15 protein-coding genes and 1 pseudogene are annotated in these 16,186 nt (G+C 61.4%); 5 read left to right on the forward strand and 11 right to left on the reverse strand.

Annotation, left to right across the window (positions count from 1 at the left end):
* Positions 1–41 precede the first annotated feature (41 nt).
* The 4 genes from NWP14_RS08070 (at position 42) to NWP14_RS08085 (ending at position 4,995) form a co-directional block, all read left to right on the forward strand.
* Positions 42–1,610, forward strand: a complete 1,569-nt coding sequence (locus tag NWP14_RS08070) for an ABC transporter permease (RefSeq protein WP_375215145.1) — start codon at positions 42–44, stop codon at positions 1,608–1,610.
* Positions 1,607–2,365 carry an ABC transporter ATP-binding protein gene (locus NWP14_RS08075; protein WP_331834109.1) on the forward strand — a complete coding sequence of 253 codons (759 nt, stop codon included), beginning with the start codon at positions 1,607–1,609 and terminating at the stop codon, positions 2,363–2,365. The genes NWP14_RS08070 and NWP14_RS08075 overlap by 4 nt, the downstream gene beginning before the upstream one ends.
* 11 nt (positions 2,366–2,376) lie before the next feature.
* The gene (locus NWP14_RS08080) at positions 2,377–4,167 is read left to right on the forward strand and encodes an aryl-sulfate sulfotransferase (RefSeq protein WP_375215146.1); all 1,791 of its coding nucleotides are present in this window, start codon (positions 2,377–2,379) and stop codon (positions 4,165–4,167) included.
* 165 nt (positions 4,168–4,332) lie between these two features.
* Positions 4,333–4,995 carry an HAD family hydrolase gene (locus tag NWP14_RS08085; RefSeq protein ID WP_375215147.1) on the forward strand — a complete coding sequence of 221 codons (663 nt, stop codon included), beginning with the start codon at positions 4,333–4,335 and terminating at the stop codon, positions 4,993–4,995.
* 46 nt (positions 4,996–5,041) lie between these two features.
* On the opposite strand, the gene phnE (NWP14_RS08090) is transcribed toward NWP14_RS08085, so the two are convergent.
* The 8 genes and pseudogenes from phnE (NWP14_RS08090) to NWP14_RS08125 form a co-directional block, all read right to left on the reverse strand.
* Positions 5,042–5,920 carry a phosphonate ABC transporter, permease protein PhnE gene (gene phnE, locus NWP14_RS08090; RefSeq protein ID WP_375215148.1) on the reverse strand — a complete coding sequence of 293 codons (879 nt, stop codon included), beginning with the start codon at positions 5,918–5,920 and terminating at the stop codon, positions 5,042–5,044.
* Positions 5,917–6,787 (reverse strand): annotated as a pseudogene (gene phnE, locus NWP14_RS08095) (phosphonate ABC transporter, permease protein PhnE). The gene phnE (NWP14_RS08090) and the pseudogene phnE (NWP14_RS08095) overlap by 4 nt, the downstream one beginning before the upstream one ends.
* A gap of 68 nt (positions 6,788–6,855) precedes the next feature.
* Positions 6,856–7,797: a phosphonate ABC transporter substrate-binding protein gene (gene phnD, locus NWP14_RS08100; protein WP_095094222.1), complete on the reverse strand. Its 942-nt coding sequence runs from the start codon at positions 7,795–7,797 to the stop codon at positions 6,856–6,858.
* Between the two features lie 23 nt (positions 7,798–7,820).
* A complete protein-coding gene (phnC, locus tag NWP14_RS08105) occupies positions 7,821–8,663 on the reverse strand; it encodes a phosphonate ABC transporter ATP-binding protein (protein ID WP_375215149.1) in 843 nt (280 codons plus the stop codon).
* Positions 8,664–8,842: 179 nt separating this feature from the next.
* On the reverse strand, positions 8,843–9,538 hold the full coding sequence (locus NWP14_RS08110; RefSeq protein WP_095094224.1) for an amino acid ABC transporter permease: 696 nt from the start codon (positions 9,536–9,538) through the stop codon (positions 8,843–8,845).
* Entirely contained in the window at positions 9,528–10,280 is a 753-nt protein-coding gene (locus tag NWP14_RS08115; protein WP_095094225.1) for an amino acid ABC transporter permease, read from the reverse strand. Before NWP14_RS08115 ends, NWP14_RS08110 begins: the two co-directional genes overlap by 11 nt.
* Positions 10,277–11,095 (reverse strand): amino acid ABC transporter ATP-binding protein, encoded by an 819-nt coding sequence (locus tag NWP14_RS08120; protein ID WP_095094227.1) that lies wholly within the window; start codon positions 11,093–11,095, stop codon positions 10,277–10,279. Before NWP14_RS08120 ends, NWP14_RS08115 begins: the two co-directional genes overlap by 4 nt.
* 1 nt (position 11,096) lies before the next feature.
* Positions 11,097–11,906: an ABC transporter substrate-binding protein gene (locus tag NWP14_RS08125; protein ID WP_157349052.1), complete on the reverse strand. Its 810-nt coding sequence runs from the start codon at positions 11,904–11,906 to the stop codon at positions 11,097–11,099.
* 273 nt (positions 11,907–12,179) lie between these two features.
* On the opposite strand from NWP14_RS08125, the gene NWP14_RS08130 reads away from it, so the two are divergent.
* On the forward strand, positions 12,180–12,356 hold the full coding sequence (locus tag NWP14_RS08130; protein WP_375215150.1) for a hypothetical protein: 177 nt from the start codon (positions 12,180–12,182) through the stop codon (positions 12,354–12,356).
* Positions 12,357–12,462: 106 nt separating this feature from the next.
* On the opposite strand, the gene eutC is transcribed toward NWP14_RS08130, so the two are convergent.
* The 3 genes from eutC to eat are packed head-to-tail and all read right to left on the reverse strand — an operon-like array spanning position 12,463 to position 16,016.
* On the reverse strand, positions 12,463–13,242 hold the full coding sequence (gene eutC, locus NWP14_RS08135; RefSeq protein ID WP_375215151.1) for an ethanolamine ammonia-lyase subunit EutC: 780 nt from the start codon (positions 13,240–13,242) through the stop codon (positions 12,463–12,465).
* Positions 13,243–13,253: 11 nt separating this feature from the next.
* Positions 13,254–14,627: an ethanolamine ammonia-lyase subunit EutB gene (locus tag NWP14_RS08140; RefSeq protein ID WP_095094237.1), complete on the reverse strand. Its 1,374-nt coding sequence runs from the start codon at positions 14,625–14,627 to the stop codon at positions 13,254–13,256.
* Positions 14,628–14,636: 9 nt separating this feature from the next.
* Positions 14,637–16,016: an ethanolamine permease gene (gene eat, locus NWP14_RS08145; protein ID WP_375215152.1), complete on the reverse strand. Its 1,380-nt coding sequence runs from the start codon at positions 16,014–16,016 to the stop codon at positions 14,637–14,639.
* Positions 16,017–16,186: the final 170 nt, after the last annotated feature.

Genomic DNA, 16,186 nt, shown 5'->3' on the forward strand with positions numbered 1-16,186 from the left:
ACGTTTTTATAGCGCTATAACTTCAGCAAAAGTGGACCGATATGTCGCAGATGATCTTAAAAACTGGCGCACCGGGCAGGCCGCAGTTCAGGCTAAACGGTTGGCCGTGGCTGCTGCCCGCGCTGCTGCTGCTGCTGTGGTACGTCGCCGCCCGCGAAAGCTGGATGGCGGAGCAAATCCTGCCCGCGCCGTCGGTCGTTGGCGATACCGCGCTGTCGCTGCTGAGCGGCGATCTGCTGGCGCAGTGGGGATTCAGCCTCCAGCATCTGGCGCTGGGCCTGCTGCTGGGAGCCGTGGCCGGAACGCTGCTCGGGGCGCTGTTCGGCCTGGTTCCGTCTGCCGCCCAGCGGATCGAACCGCTGTTTTACGCCCTGGCGCAAATTCCGACGCTGGGCTGGATCCCGCTGTTTATGGTGATATTCGGCATTGATAACGGCCTCAAGCTGGCGGTTATCGTCAAAACCACCGTGGTGCCGATGACCATCAATACCCAGCAGGCGGTCAGCGGCGTACCGCTGACGCTGAGCGAAGCGGCAAGGGTCATGAACTTCTCCCGCTGGCAGCGGCTGCGCTGGCTGGTGATCCCGGCGAGCCTGCCGGGCTGGTTTACCGGTCTGCGGCTGGCCCTTTCGCAGGCCTGGGTATCGCTGATCGTCGTTGAGCTGCTGGCCTCTTCCGAAGGGATTGGCTACCTGATGGTCTGGGGGCGCCAGCTGTTTCAGCTGGATATCGTCTTCGTCACCATCGCGGCGGTGGGCCTCAGCGGCATGGCGATGGAGTGGGCGGCCAACCGGGCCTGCTCCCGGCTGGTGTTCTGGCCGCAGCCGGCCACCGGGCGCCTGGCCTGGAAACCGCAGGCCAGCTGGCGGGCGTTACAGCTGCCGTTGGTGCTGCTGGCAATGTGGCAGCTGGCCAGCAGCTGGAGCTGGATCGATAGCGTACTTTTCTCGTCGCCGCTGGCGGTGGCCGAGCGCTTTATTCAGGGAGCGGCAAGCGGCGAGCTGGCTGCGGCGATGCTCGCAAGCCTGGGACGGGCGTTTGCCGGCGGCGCGCTGGGTATCGCCGGCGGGCTGCTCTGCGGACTGCTGCTGGCGCTGCGCCCGCGCGCCGGAGCGATCTTTACCCCGACGCTTAACGTCCTGCGCCATATCGCCCTGTTTGCCTGGCTACCGCTGCTGACCGCGTGGGTCGGCAACGATAACGGCGGCAAAATCGTGTTCATCGCCCTGGCCTCCTTTTTCCCGATGTTCTTCAGCACCCTGCAGGCCGTTCTTCAGCGCAGCCCGCAGCTGGATGAGGTTGCCAGGGTGCTGCGCCTGAGCGGCCTGACGCGCCTGCGCAGGCTGATCCTCCCCGGCGCCGCTGCGGGTATTTTTGCCGGCCTGCGCCTGGCGCTGATTTACGCCTGGCTTGGCAATATCGGCGCGGAGTATTTCATGTCCTCCGGCGTGGGTATCGGCAGCCTGATGATCAATGCCCAGCAGCTGCTGGATATGCCGACCATTCTCTGCGGCATGGTGCTGATCGGCATCACCGGCGCTGCGCTGGATAAAGCCGGACGTTTACTGGAAATTCGCGCCACCCGCTGGCGCCAACAGGAGTCGCTATGACCACTTCACCCCTGGTCTCTTTTGACCGCGTCCGTAAATCCTGGCAGCAGGTGACGGCGCTACAGAACTTCAGCCTGGATATCGCCGCCGGCGAGCTGGTGGCGCTGGTAGGCAGCAGCGGCTGCGGTAAATCAACGCTGCTGCGAATGCTGGTCGGCCTGGAATCCGCGACCCAGGGCGAGATTCGCATCCACGGCGAGCCGGTGACCGGCGTCGGCAAAGAGCGCGGCATCGTGTTTCAGGAGCCGCGCCTGTTTCCGTGGCTTAACGTTATCGACAACGTGATGCTCGGCCTGGCGGATGAGCCGCTGAGCCGGACGGCGAAACGCCAGCGGGCGCTGGAAATGCTGGAGCGCGTCCAGCTCACCGAGTTTGCCAGCGCGCTGCCCGCCCAGCTCTCCGGCGGTATGGCGCAGCGGGTGGCGATCGCCCGCGGCCTCGTCGGCCGCCCGCAAATTCTGATGCTGGATGAACCTTTCGGCGCGCTGGATGCCCTGACGCGCCATACCCTGCAGCAGGAGCTGCTGCAGATCCACCAAAGCGCGGGAACCACCACGCTGCTGGTGACGCACGATGTGGAAGAGGCGGTCGCGCTGGCCGACCGGGTGGTGGTGCTGTCGCCGCGCCCGGGACGGATACGCGAAGTGGTGAGCCTTGAGCTCCCCCATCCGCGCCGGCGCGAAGAGGCCTCTTTTACCGCCGCCTGCCGCCAGATCCGCAATCTGATTACTTCTCTGCCTGATACCGTTATTTAAGGAGCAACACCATGGGACATCCTTCCATTTACCCGACCGGCGCCACCGTTTACGATCCCACGCGCGCCTGGAGCGGCTACACCCTTTTCCAGGCCACCGAGCGCGGCGCGGTGCTGGTGGATATGAACGGTCAGGTGGTACGCGAATGGCCTGAACTGCACGGATTTCCCAATAAAATCCTGCCCGGCGGCGCGATACTCGGCCACAGCGGCGAGCGCGATCCGCGCTACGGCATGCAGGATATGCTCGACCTGATCCAGGTAGACTGGGAGGGCAACGTGACCTGGAGGTTCGATCGCTACGAACGGGTCTGCGATCCCGGCAACGAAACGCGCTGGATGGCCCGCGCGCATCATGATTACCAGCGCGCCGGCAACCCGGTAGGCTACTACGCGCCGGGCCTGGAGCCGCAGGTGGAGGGGGGAAATACGCTGATCCTCGCTCACACCAATCTGGTTAATGCCGACATCTCCGACAAGCTGCTGCTGGATGACACGATTATTGAAGTCGACTGGCAGGGCAACGTGGTCTGGGAGTGGCGCTGCAGCGACCATTTCCACGAGCTTGGCTTCGACGATGCGGCGCGCACCGCGCTGTACAACAACCCCAATATGCGCGCCAGCGGCGGTGGAATGGGCGACTGGATGCATATCAACTCGATGTCGGCGCTGGGGCCGAATAAATGGTATGACGCCGGGGATCGGCGCTTCCATCCCGACAATATTATCTGGGACGCTCGCGAATCCAACATTATCGCCATCATTGATAAGCAGAGCGGTTGCATCGTCTGGCAGCTTGGCCCGGATTACAGTAAGCCGGAGCTCAAGCACATCGGCTGGATTATCGGCCAGCATCACGCGCATATGATCCCCCACGGGCTGCCGGGCGCGGGCAATATTCTCATCTTCGATAACGGCGGCTGGGCCGGATACGGCGCGCCAAACCCGGCGTCGGCGGATGGGGTGAAAAACGCCTGGCGCGATTACTCGCGGATCCTTGAGATCAACCCGCTGACCCTTGATATCGAGTGGCGCTACTCGCCTTATGAAGCGGATCTTCCGCAGCCAACCGACTCGTACCGCTTCTACAGCCCGTATATCAGCAATATGCAGCGTCTGGAAAACGGCAATACCTTGATTAACGAAGGCTCGAACGGGCGCGTTTTTGAAGTGACCCGCGACCATGAGATCGTCTGGGAATATATTTCACCGTTCTGGGGCAAGACGCTGAATAACAATATGGTCTACCGCGCCTACCGCATCCCCTACGCCTGGATACCGCAGCTGGCGCAGCCGCAGGAGACGCCGATCGCGGCGGTGGACGTGCGGACGTTACGCCAGCCCGGCGCGGCGGCCGCGGGCCCGGCGCAGAGCGTGGTGCGGGTAGCGGGGGTGCAGCCGTACAGCAAAAGCGCCGATGCGCTGTGTGTGGCGACCGACAACGATACCCTGCGCCGCAGTCCGAAGCTGTTCCGCGTGGCGGAAAGCGCCTTCACTCCCCTGACCGCGGCGGAGGACCTGGAAAGCGAGCGGCCAATACTGCTGTTTGTCGGCGCTGAGCGCTGCGTGCATTGCCGTAAACTCTGGCAGCTGCTGGCGCAGGAAAAGGTTGCGCAACGGATCGCGGCGCTGGACCGGCGCTATCTCGATGCCGATCGGCACCAGGATCTGGCGACGACCCTCGGGGTTCGCGGTCTGCCGACGCTGCTGCTGATCGAGCGGGGGCAGCCGACGGAGCGGGCGCCTGCGCAACTGTCGGTTGAAAATCTGCTGGCCTGGCTGAACGGCGCGCTGGCGTCGTAGAGCCGCTGCGGGCTGGTTTTATGCCGGCCAGGGTTGATGGGCGGATAGGGCGTTTGCTACCTTGAGGCGGTGGCGTGACGGCGGACAGGCTGGGTGGATCATTCTGCTGTCATCTTTCGAAAGCATGCTCTGGCGGGCCTGTTTACTGATTATGGAAAATTAACGATGTCCAAAACTCTCACGATCTTCGATCTGGATAACACCTTGATTAAGGGTGACAGCAGTACGGTATGGAGCCGTTTTCTGGTGAGGGAAGGATGGACCGGCGACCCGGACTATCTGGCGCGAGAAGCGATGCTGATGGCGGATTACGATCGCGGCGAGATGAATATCGCCGATTACGTGGCGCTGATCCAGGCCCCGCTGATCGGCGTCCCGCAGGCGGAAGTTGACGGCCTGGTCGCCCGCTGCGTGCGCGAGGAGATCCTGCCCCGCGTCTACCCGCAGGCGTGGGAGGTTATCCGCACGCTACGGGCGCGCGGCGAACAGATGCTGGTGATCTCGGCGTCGGTCAGCCTGCTGGTGCAGGCGGTGTCCGATGAGCTGGGCATCGAGCAGGCGTTAGGCATTGACGTAGAGATGGCCGATGGCGGCTATACCGGCGTGATTGCCGGCACGCCGAGCTATCAGCACGGGAAGGTGATTCGGCTGGCTGAGTGGCGGCAGGCCTATCCGCAGTTCGCCGGAGAGGTGACGTTTTATACCGATTCAATTAACGATCTGCCGCTGTGCCTGCACGCCGACCGCGTGCGGCTGGTCAACCCTTGCCCGCAGCTGACGGCAGCGAATGAGGAGCACCGGTGGCCGGTGCTTCACTGGCAGCTTTAATCTCCCCGGGCGGGCGCAGCGCGCCGCCTCGGGGAGGCTGGCGCTATCAGGATTTAAACAGCGGCACTACGCTGCCGCCGATATAGCGCCGACGGAGCCAGGCGGAGAGCATATCCATCGCCATCACCACTACCACCAGCAGGAGGGTGATAAACATCACCACGTCCCAGTTCCACAGGCGCATATTTTCCGCGTAAATCAGGCCGATCCCGCCGGCGCCAACGAAGCCCAGCACCGCTGCGGAGCGGGTGTTGGACTCGATTTGATAGAGGCTCAGGGCCAGAAACGTCGGGAAGGATTGGGTGAAAATGCCGAAGCGGTGTTTCTGCAGGCCGTTGGCGCCGACGGCGGTTAGCCCGCGACCCGGTGAGCGGTCTACCGCCTCATGGCCTTCGGCATACAGGCGGCCGAGCAGGCCGGTATCCTGCATAATAATCGCCAGCACCCCGGCCAGCGGCCCGAGGCCGACGGCGCGCACGAAAATCAGCCCCCAGATAGCCATATCGATCCCGCGCAGGACGTCAAACAGCCGACGCATCAGCAGGGCGATAATCCCCGGAATCAAGCCGCGCATAATATTGCGTGCCGCGAGGAAAGAGAGCAGCAGGGCGATGACCGTGGCGGTGATCGTCCCGACGAAGACGATCGCCAGGGTAATCCCGATCTGCGTGAAATAGTAGCGGAACGGCCAGTTAAAAAAGTCGTGCCACACGAACATGCGCAGCAGATAGCGGCTGATTTGCTGCAGCCCGGTGGTGAGCTGCTCCCCGCTGATACCAAACTGCATAAAGAACCAGACGTAATAGAGCACGCTCAGCAGCGCCAGCAGGCCGACGTAGCGCAAATAGCGTCCCTGGGCCTGATACAGCGCCTTATGCTGGCGGCGGCTGGAAGCGATATCCGGTTGGTTTTGCCACTGACTCATTTTTTACCCTCGAGAACCCACTGTCGCAGGCGGCCGGACAGCATATCCAGCAGCGAGACCACGATGATGATCAGCAGCAGCGTGATGCTGACCTGATCGTAACGATCGAGCTTAATGTTGGTCATCAGCTCCTGGCCGATCCCCCCGGCGCCAACCAGCCCAAGAATGGTTGAGGAGCGGAAGTTGATCTCCAGGCGCATAAAGCCGTAGGAGAGAAAAATCGGTTTTACCTGCGGCCACAGGGCGAAGCGAACCCGCTGCAGCGGCGAGGCGCCGCAGGCCATCAGCCCGCGAACCGGCTTGTCCTGAGCGCTTTCCACCGCTTCATAAAACAGCTTGGTCAGGCTGCCGATGGTGTGCAGCATCAGCGCCAGAAAGCCGGGGATCGCGCCAATGCCGAAGGCCATCACGAAAATGACCGCCCACGCCAGCTCCGGCATGGTACGCAAAAAGGCGACTAAAACGCGGATGGCGAAACGCAGCGGCGGCGGTGACCAGGCGTTGTTGGCGGCGAGAAAGGCCAGCAGGGTGGCGATGACTACGGCGACCAGGGTAGAGGCCAGCGCCAGCTGCAGGGTTTCCCAAATCAGCGGCAGCTGGATCGGCAGGCGGTAGCCCCAGTAGGCGAACGACCCTTTGGTATGCGAATCGGCGAACAGATCGCTGACGTGAAGCGTCGGCAGCGTCTCAAACATGTAATCGAGAAAGTTTGGCAGGGAGTGCCAGATGGTGAAGAGATTAAATTCAGCCGCGCTGCCCGCGGCGAAGTAAAGAACCAGTAAGAGCAGCGAAGCTAAAGGTGTCGCGCTTCTGCCGCGCGCGTACCTGCTGGTAATAGCGTTCAAATTCGGTATTCGAAATATTCATACGTCAACGGGTCTTCAGCATACCGCCGCCTCGCGCTTGATAAGCCGGGAGGCGGCGTGGAGGCGGGATTAACGGGCGCTAACCAGCTCGCGCTTCATATCGATAATCTGCTGGAAATCGGCAACGCTACCCGGGCCGATATGCTGGGTGCCGCCCATCGCTTTGATAAAGCAGGCGTGGTTATCGGTATCCAGCTTTTTGATCGCGGTGATGACCTTGGCTTTAAAATCAGCCGGCAGCGCGTTGCTCACCAGGATCGGGCCGTTGGGGATCAGCGGCGATTGCCAGATGATGCGGATCTGCTTCATCAGATCCGGATGATCCATACGAATCAGGCGGTTGAACGCGCCCACGCTGTAGCCGCTGTTGTAGTCGCCAACCATAGAGGTCCAGGTCACCGCGCCGGCAAACTGGCCGTTCAGCACGCCCAGAATGTCCTGCTCGTGGCCGCCGGAGAAGGTCACGCTGGAGAAGAAGTTGTTATATTTATTATCCGTGGTGCCGCCAAATTTCTGCTTAAAGGTTTGGTTCGGAATCAGGAAGCCGGAGGTTGAATCCGGGTCGGCGAAGCCAAAGGCTTTGCCTTTCAGATCGTCTAAAGATTTATACGGGCTGTCGGCTTTAACGATAACCACCGAGTGGTAGCCGCGGGACTGATCTTTATCATCCACGGCGATGCCGACAATATCGACCGCTTTCGGGTTATTAATATAAACCGAGGCGTAAGAGGAGGGCGACATGCTTAATACCACGTCAACCTTACCGCCCAGCAGGCCCTGAATGACGCCGGAGTAATCGGAAGAGTTACGTAATTTCGTATCAACGTTCAGCTCTTTATCGAGAAAGTCTTTCACACACTGGTTATCACCAATTTGCTGGGTGGCGTTCTGGCCGCCGAGGATCCCCAGATTTAACTCTTTCGGCTGCCCGGCAGCGCTTGCCTGCCATGCCATCATAATGCCCGCGATCGCTGCGGATAAACGAACTGCGCCAGTGATATATTGTTTCATTATTTTGCCCGTGTGAGTGGAAATTAATGCAATTGGCTAATTTCATCCCCGTACAGCCGATGCAGAATATCCTGATTCAGCTGAGAGGGATGGTCGTCAAAAATAATGTTGCCCCGCGCCACGCCGATAACCCGCGTGCAGTATTCTTTAACCAGCTCGACCGAGTGCAGGTTGACCATCACGCTGATGCCCTGCTCGCTAATTTCGCGCAGCACGTTCATGATGCGCTGCGTATTTTTCGGGTCGAGAGAGGCGACCGGCTCATCGGCCAGCAAAATACCGGGGTTCTGCATCAGCGCGCGACAGATAGCCACGCGCTGCATCTGCCCGCCGGAGAGATTTTCCGCCCGCTGCAGCGCATGCGGCAGCATGTTCATCCATTCGAGCAGGGAGATGGCGCGCGCCCGGTCGGCATCGGGGAAGACTTTGAACAGCGACTTCAGCGTCGAGGTCTGGCTCAGGCGGCCGAGCAGCACGTTAGTCAGCACATCAAGGCGCGGCACCAGGCAGAAGTCCTGGAAAATCATCCCGCATTCGCTACGCCAGGCGTTCAGCGCCCGGCCCTTAAGTTTGGCGACATCGTGCGGCGTGCCGACTTCCGGATAGCTGAGGATCTCGCCGCTGGTGGCGTTGTGGGTGCCGTTAAGCACGTGCAGCAGGGTTGATTTGCCCGCGCCGGAGCGGCCGATGACGCCCACCAGCTCGCCGGCGTGGAGATCGAAGCTGATGCCGTCCAGCACGGTTTGCTGCGCGCTGTAGGACTTGCTCAGGCCGCGTACGCTTAAGACTTTCCGCTGCCGGTCGGTATCTGGCTGACTAAATTGTGGATAATCGGTATCGGTTACCGCGGCGAGAGAACTATTCATAACAGCGTCCAGGTTCGTCATTAAACTGGGCACTATTAATGGCGTTTTATATGATCGTTATATGACGGTAAGGCGAACAAATAGTGAACGGTGGCGATTTATCGCCGCAGAATTGGCGAAAATAGTGCCCTCCGATGACGAAGGGCAGGGAAGCAACGGGCCGGGAGCGGCCGCGATTTTTATGCCGACTTCAGCCGCTTCCGCCAGCGAAAACGGCGGCTTGCCAGCAGGCTCAGGCCGCAGCACAGCAGATAGTAGACCGCGCCGGTGAAGACAAAAATGGCCAGCGGGTAGATCTGGACGCGGTTGTTCACCTGGCCGGCGACGGTGGTGAGCTCCGGGACGTTGACGATAAACGCCAGCGACGTATCCTTCAGCAGGCCGATAAAAATCCCCACCAGCGAAGGCTGAACGTTGCGCAGCGCCTGCGGCAGCAGAATCAGGCGCAGCGCCTGTCCGGCGGAAAAGCCCTGCGTCCGCGCCGCCTCATACTGGCCGTTGGGAAGCGATTGCAGGCCGGCCAGCACCGAGTGCATCACCGAGGCGGCGGTAAACCACGCCAGCGCCAGCGTCACCGTAACGGCGCCCGGCAGATCGCTGCCGGTCAGCATAGGCAGCAGATACCATAGCCAAAAAATAACGAAAATCAGCGGAATACCGCGAATGATTTCGGCCCACAAAAACAGCAGCCGACGGACGGTTCCGCCATAGCGCCAGGCGACGGCGGCCAGTAGAACGCCGCCGGGTAGCGCCAGCGCCGCTGCGCCAACGGCCATCATCAGCGTCAGGGCCACGCCGCCGGGAATACCTTCCGCCAGGCGTCCCCACAGCAGGTAGTCGAGATTATCGGCGATAACCGCCAGATTAGCGTTCATGCTGGGCTCTCCTGTGCGGGTTCTTACCCGGGCCGAGGCGCGTCAGCAGCAGCCCCAGCGCCACGCCTAGCGCCAGATACAGCGCCGTACCGACGGCGAAGGCTTCCAGCGCATGGGCGTTATAGCTCTCAATTTGCCGCACCTGATAGGTCAGTTCGGCAAAGCCAATGCCGCTCGCCAGCGAGGAGAGCTTCATCAGGTTCAGATACTGGCCGACAATCGGCTGCCAGGCGTTAGCCAGCCCCTGCGGCAGCAGAATATGGCGCAGCTCTCCCCACGGGGTAAATCCCTGCGAGACGGCCGCTTCCCGCTGGCCGCTACCGACCGCGCGCAGCCCGGAGGCGATCTCTTCGATCAGGAACGCCGAGGTAAATACCCCCAGCCCCCACATCGAGCAGATAAACTCCGGCGTCAGCCACCAGACGTTACCCGGCAGAATCGACCAGGAATGGTCGGCGTTGATAAAATCACGGGCGCCGAGGGGCAGCAGGTTCCAGGCGGCAAAGTACCAGAACAGCAGCTGCACCAGCAGCGGGGTGTTGCGAAACAGCGAAACCCAGCAGGCCACCAGCCAGCGCCCCGGCCTGCCGCCGCCGAGGCGAAGCGCCAGCAGCAGAATAGCCAGCACGGTCGCCAGCGCCATCCCGGCAACGCTGACCCACAGGGTGGTGAGAAAACCGGAGACTATCCACTGCAGCGGCTGCCCGCTGAGTACGCCGTGCCAGTCGAGAATCGGCGTCACTCGAGGCCCTCCTGGTGCAGCGGATTAAGCACCTTTTGCAGAAAACGGCGGGTGCGGGCGTGCTGCGGCCGGGCGAAAAATTCCGCCGGCGGCGCAACTTCGAGGATATCGCCGCCGTCGATAAACACCACCCGGTCGGCAATCTCGCGGGCAAACTGCATCTCGTGGGTGACCACCACCATGGTGATGCCGCTGTGCGCCAGCGTTTTCATCACCTGCAGCACTTCGCCGATCATCTCCGGATCGAGCGCCGAGGTCGGCTCGTCAAACAGAATAATTTGTGGTGAAGAGGCGAGGGCGCGGGCGATGGCCACGCGCTGCTGCTGGCCGCCGGAGAGCTGGGCCGGCATCTGGCGGGCCTTATCCTCCAGACCCACCTGCTGCAGCAGCTCCAGCGCCCGCTGGCGGGCCGCGCTTTTCGTCCAGCCGTGCACGCGCTCCAGCGCCAGGGTGATATTTTCCTGCGCCGTCAGGTGGGCGTAGAGATTAAACTGCTGAAACACGAACCCGACGCGGCTGCGCAGCTGGCGTAACGCGCCGGCGGTGAGCCGACGCGTTGGCCTGCCGTCGATCAGGATCTCGCCGTCGCTCAGGGTTTCGAGCTGGTTGATCAGGCGGATCAGCGTTGATTTCCCCGAACCGGAAGGACCCAGGATCGCCACCACTTCCCCGGGATTTATCTGCAGATCGACGCCGTTAAGCACCCGATGGTCGCCGTAGCTTTTTGCCGCTTTGCGCAGTTCGATACTGGCGTTCTGCAGATGTGAAAAATCCGCGGACGAGGCCGCGGAGCGTGAAAATAAACCCGATAACATATTATTTAGCTTCTATGGTAAACGCGCGCGGCTGTGGGGTTTTGGTCGCCGGGCCGAACCAGACGTCGTAAATTTTCGCAGCCTGGCCGGATTTCTCCAGGTTCACCAGCTCGTCGTTCACCGCTTTCAGCAGCGCCGGTTCGCCTTTCTTCACGCCGACGCCGATCTCTTCTTTGCTCAGCAGATCGGGGATGATTTTAAAGTTGGCCTTATCCGGCGCTTCCGCCAGCAGGCCGGCGAGAATGGTGCTGTCCTGGGTAATCGCCTGCACGTTGCCGTTACGCAGCGCGGTCAGCGCGAGCGGAATATCGTCATAGGAGAGCACGCGCGACTGCGGGAAGCGCTGGTGCAGCGCCTGTTCGCCGGTCGTGCCTTTTACCGCCCCGATGCGCGCTTTGCTGTAATCGTCGAGCTTATCCGCCGATTTAGCCGGCACGAGGAACTGCTGGCCGGTGACAAAATACGGCGTTGAGAAATCAATAACCTGCGCTCGTTCCGGAGTGATGGTGATATCGGCAACAATCAGATCGGCCTTACCGGATTGCAGCAGCGGAATACGGTTGGCCGGGTTGGTGGCGACCAGCTCCAGCTTCACGCCGAGCGATTTAGCCAGCGCCTGGGCGAAATCAACGTCATAGCCGACGATCTGGTGCGTTTTGGGGTCAACCGAGCCAAACGGCGGGTTGGCGTCGAAGGTGGCGACTTTCACCACGCCGGCGGCTTTGATATCTGCCAGCTGGTCGGCCTGAGCCTGCGCGGCAAGCACCAGAATGCCCAGCGCCAGTGCAATTTTTGTTTTTGTCTTGCGCATTATTATATCCCCTGAGTCCCTGTATATGTTTTGTGGTTATTACGCTCCCACAAATTGGCCGCTGACGGCAAAGAAGAAAAAGTTCTTATCTATAGCGAAAAAGAACTTAGCAAGCTCATGGGTATTGGGCGGGGGCAGCGCCTGCGCAGCGAGTCTGGAGAAGACGCGTAATATGCATCTTCCGGGATTGAAAAGACGGAATTGATATTTCCCGACCGTCGCAAGCTGTGGTTGAAATAGACGCAGGAAAAATGCTTTCCGACGGAGGAAAAAATGAAAGTCGCATTATGGCAACGAGTGACGCGCTGGCTGGCTTCGCTATCTCACGCTGAAGCCGGACAGCAGGATACCCAGCGAATGATGGAGGCAATATTACCGGTCGCCAGCCTGTATGGCATTGATATGGGGAATGTCGAAACACGGTGGTTTCGCCATGATAAAACATACTGAGCGGCGCTGGATGCGCGAAGCCTACTGGAACGAGGTGTGCTTTGTGTAGCACAAGGCTGCTTGAGGTTGCGGCGATCGGAGTCATCTGCCGCAGCCCCGAGCAGCTTTAGTCTGCCCCAATGACCCGGGGTTTCACCCTGCCATGCAGGGCCGGATTATCGCTTTCATCCTTCAGACGTACGCCGGTCAGCCGGCGCAGAAAAGCCTGCTCCAGCAGCCACGCCAGCTTAAAGGCGGCGGCATCATAGCTCAGCCCTTCCGGGCGAATATTCGAAATACAGTTGCGCTCTGACTCCAGCCGCTGACGATGCGGTTGCCAGGTCAGATAAACTCCCAGGCTGTCCGGGGAAGAGAGCCCCGGCCGTTCGCCAATCAGTATCGCCACCGCGCGAGCCTGCAGCGTTTCGCCAATATCATCCCCCAGCGCTACCCGAGACTGATGAGCCAGCACCACCGGCGCGAGGCTAAGCCCCAGCGTTTGCAGATAGGGCTGCAGGGAGCGGATCAGCGGCAGGGCCTGGCGCTGCACCGCGTAAGAGGAGAGTCCGTCGCCAATCACCAGCAGCAGGTCGGCGGGGCGTGCGCCGCTGGCGGCGAGATCCGCGCGACTCTCATCATTCAGCCGTCGCCCCAGATCGGGGCGGTTAAGATAGATATGACGATCGGCGGCGGCGCTATGCACCGTCAGCGACGAGAGGCCCAGCTGCGCCAGCGGGGATACCAGCCCTTCGCTGTCAAAGGGCTGGTGGATGGCGTCGCGCGCCCGGGCGTGAGCGAGGCCAAAATTCAGCACCTCGCGGGTTGGCAGGCTGGCGCCGCTGCGGCCCAGCGCAATGCGCGCATCGGTAAATTCACGTAGCGGGTTCCAGGCGTCGGGGCGATTCATACCGGTTCTCCTTACGCCATCACGGAAAGCAGAGGATGGCGGGCGTCGGTCAGGCGCAGCGCGCCGTCCGGGTTGGTTATCTGCATTTTCGTCAGCCAGGCGGCGAACTCCGGCGCGTGCCTGAGGCCCAGCAGGCGGCGGGCGTACAGGGCATCGTGGAACGAGGTGCTTTGGTAGTTGAGCATGATATCGTCCGCGCCGGGAACGCCGATTAAAAAGGTCAGCCCGGCGGCGCACAGCAGGGTCAGCAGGGTATCCATATCATCCTGATCCGCCTCGGCGTGGTTGGTATAGCAAACGTCGCAGCCGATCGGCAGCCCCATGATCTTGCCGCAGAAATGATCTTCGAGACCGGCGCGAATAATCTGCTTCCCGTCATAGAGATATTCCGGGCCGATAAAGCCCACCACGGTATTGACCAGCAGCGGATCGAAATGGCGGGCGACGGCGTAGGCGCGGGCTTCGCAGGTTTGCTGATCGACGCCGTGGTGGGCGTTAGCCGAAAGACAGCTCCCCTGGCCGGTTTCAAAATACATGACGTTGCTGCCGAGGGTGCCGCGGTTGAGGCTCAGCGCGGCCTCCCTGGCTTCCTGCAGCAGCGCCAGATTGATACCGAAGCCGCCGTTGGCCGCTTCGGTACCCGCCACCGACTGGAACACCAGGTCCACCGGCGCGCCGCGCTCAATCAGCTGCAGGGTGTTGGTGACGTGGGTCAGAATGCAGGACTGGGTGGGGATCGCAAAGCGCTGAATAATATCGTCGAGCATATGGTTGAGCTGCGCCAGCACCGGCAGGCTGTCGCTGGCCGGGTTGATGCCAATGACCGCATCGCCCGCACCGTACAGCAGGCCGTCGAGCATGCTGGCGGCAATGCCTTTCAGATCGTCGGTCGGATGGTTGGGCTGCAGACGCACGCTAAGATGCCCCGGCAGGCCAATTGTGTTGCGAAAGCGGGTGGTTACCTGGCATTTGCTGGCGGCGAGGATCAGGTCCTGGTTACGCATCAGCTTGCTGACCGCGGCCGCCATCTCCGGGGTTATCGCCCGCGCCACCTGCTGCAGGGTGGCGGTATCGGTGGCGTCGTCAAGCAGCCAGTCGCGAAAGTCGCCCACCGTCAGGTGGCTAATCGCCGTAAAGCGGCGGCTATCGTGCGTGTCGATAATCAGCCGGGTGACTTCGTCCTGCTCATAGGGGATCGGGGGGTTATCGAGGATCTCCTTTAGCGGCACCTCCGCCAGCGCCATTTTCGCCGCCATCCGCTCTTCGGCGCTATCGGCGATAATGCCGGCGAGGGCATCGCCGGATCGTGCCGGAGAGGCCTTCGCCATTAACGTCTTCAGACTATCAAAGCGCCAGACCTGGCCTGATAGCGTTGTTTTATACATGCCGCCTCCTCAGGAGACTATACGAAGCTGCGGGTCCGCCGGCGCGCGCTCGCGGGCCGCCGCGGTTTTACGAAACCACAGGTAGCCGCCGAGCATCATGGCCGCAAAAATCAGCGCCAGCAGCGTGTTGTACCAGACCATGGCCACCAGGCAGAGCACCGCCATCGCCAGAGCGAAGGCCGGCGCCCACGGATAGAGCGGCGCGCGGAACGGGCGAATCAGTTTCGGCTCGCTGCGGCGCAGTTTGAACAGCGCCGCCATCGAGGTGATATACATAACAATAGCGCCAAATACCGACATCGTGACGATGCAGGCGGTTAGCGGCATTCCGCTGATGGTGATCAGCGAGTCGGAGAAAATAGCGGCAATCCCCACCACGCCCCCGGCGAGGATCGCCAGATGCGGCGTGCGGGTGCGGCGGTTGAGCGCCGCCAGGCCGGCAGGCAGATAGCCGGCCCGGGCCAGCGAATAGATCTGCCGGGAATAGCCCATGATAATGCCGTGGAACGAGGCCACCAGGCCGAACAGCCCCAGCCATACCAGCATATGCAGCCAGCCGCTGCTGCTGCCAACCACGATTTTCATCGCCTGCGGCAGCGGGTCGTTGATGTTGGCGAGCGCCCGCCAGTCGCCGACGCCGCCGGCAAACACCATAACGCCGATCGCCAGCACGGTAAGGGTCAGGATCCCGCCGCCCAGCGCGCGGGGGATGGTACGCTGCGGATCTTTAGCTTCTTCGGCGGCCATCGACGCGCCTTCAATAGCCAGAAAGAACCAGATAGCAAAAGGAATGGCCGCGAACATTCCCGGCAGCGCCAGCCCGCTGAAGCTCTCAGCCCCGGCCCAGCCGTTAGCGGTAAAGTGGCTCCATGAGAAGCCCGGAGCGACCACGCCCATAAACACCAGCAGTTCGAAAATCGCCAGCAGGGTGACAATCAGCTCAAAGGTGGCGGCAATACCGACGCCGAGAATGTTCAGCGTCATAAAGATAACGTAGGCGCCGCAGGCCACCCATTTCGGGTCCAGCGCCGGAAACTGTACGTTGAGGTAGGCGCCAATCGCCATAGCAATCGCCGGCGGGGCGAAGACGAACTCAATCAGCGTCGCGAAGCCGGCAATAAAGCCGCCGGTGGGGCCAAAAGCGCGATAGGCGTAGGCGAACGGGCCGCCGGCGTGTGGGATCGCGGTCGTCAGCTCGGTGAAACTAAAAATAAAGGCGCAGTACATGGCGGCAACCGCCAGCGCCACGATCAGAAATCCCAGCGTCCCGGCCTGAGACCAGCCGTAGCTCCAGCCAAAATACTCCCCGGAAATAACCAGCCCGACGGCGATCCCCCACAGGCGGAAACTGCCGAGCGTTCTTTTTAGCGTTGTGGTTTGCTCTGTCATTTTTGCTACCTCGCCAGATAAAGTTACCCGGCTCACCACGCTATTTTATTTGCCAGTTTAGGCCTGGGCAGTGCTCAACAAAATACGCGAGTATTTTGAACGCCCTTTAGGGCGGCCCGCAGGGTGAGCGCAGTGAATAAATCCTTACGTACTACGTGTACGCTCCGGTT

The organism is Klebsiella sp. C349492, from assembly GCF_042055345.1.
GTDB lineage: Bacteria > Pseudomonadota > Gammaproteobacteria > Enterobacterales > Enterobacteriaceae > Klebsiella > Klebsiella scottii.

Bases quoted from the DNA above. Each gene is read 5' to 3' on its own strand.
- NWP14_RS08125 (WP_157349052.1), bottom strand. From the start codon at position 11,906: ATGCGCAAGACAAAAACAAAAATTGCACTGGCGCTGGGCATTCTGGTG.
- NWP14_RS08130 (WP_375215150.1), top strand. From the start codon at position 12,180: ATGAAAGTCGCATTATGGCAACGAGTGACGCGCTGGCTGGCTTCGCTA.
- eutC (WP_375215151.1), bottom strand. From the start codon at position 13,242: ATGAATCGCCCCGACGCCTGGAACCCGCTACGTGAATTTACCGATGCG.
- NWP14_RS08075 (WP_331834109.1), top strand. From the start codon at position 1,607: ATGACCACTTCACCCCTGGTCTCTTTTGACCGCGTCCGTAAATCCTGG.
- NWP14_RS08120 (WP_095094227.1), bottom strand. From the start codon at position 11,095: ATGTTATCGGGTTTATTTTCACGCTCCGCGGCCTCGTCCGCGGATTTT.
- phnC (WP_375215149.1), bottom strand. From the start codon at position 8,663: ATGAATAGTTCTCTCGCCGCGGTAACCGATACCGATTATCCACAATTT.
- NWP14_RS08140 (WP_095094237.1), bottom strand. From the start codon at position 14,627: ATGTATAAAACAACGCTATCAGGCCAGGTCTGGCGCTTTGATAGTCTG.
- phnE (WP_375215148.1), bottom strand. From the start codon at position 5,920: ATGAGTCAGTGGCAAAACCAACCGGATATCGCTTCCAGCCGCCGCCAG.
- NWP14_RS08070 (WP_375215145.1), top strand. From the start codon at position 42: ATGTCGCAGATGATCTTAAAAACTGGCGCACCGGGCAGGCCGCAGTTC.
- NWP14_RS08110 (WP_095094224.1), bottom strand. From the start codon at position 9,538: ATGAACGCTAATCTGGCGGTTATCGCCGATAATCTCGACTACCTGCTG.
- NWP14_RS08080 (WP_375215146.1), top strand. From the start codon at position 2,377: ATGGGACATCCTTCCATTTACCCGACCGGCGCCACCGTTTACGATCCC.
- eat (WP_375215152.1), bottom strand. From the start codon at position 16,016: ATGACAGAGCAAACCACAACGCTAAAAAGAACGCTCGGCAGTTTCCGC.
- phnD (WP_095094222.1), bottom strand. From the start codon at position 7,797: ATGAAACAATATATCACTGGCGCAGTTCGTTTATCCGCAGCGATCGCG.
- NWP14_RS08085 (WP_375215147.1), top strand. From the start codon at position 4,333: ATGTCCAAAACTCTCACGATCTTCGATCTGGATAACACCTTGATTAAG.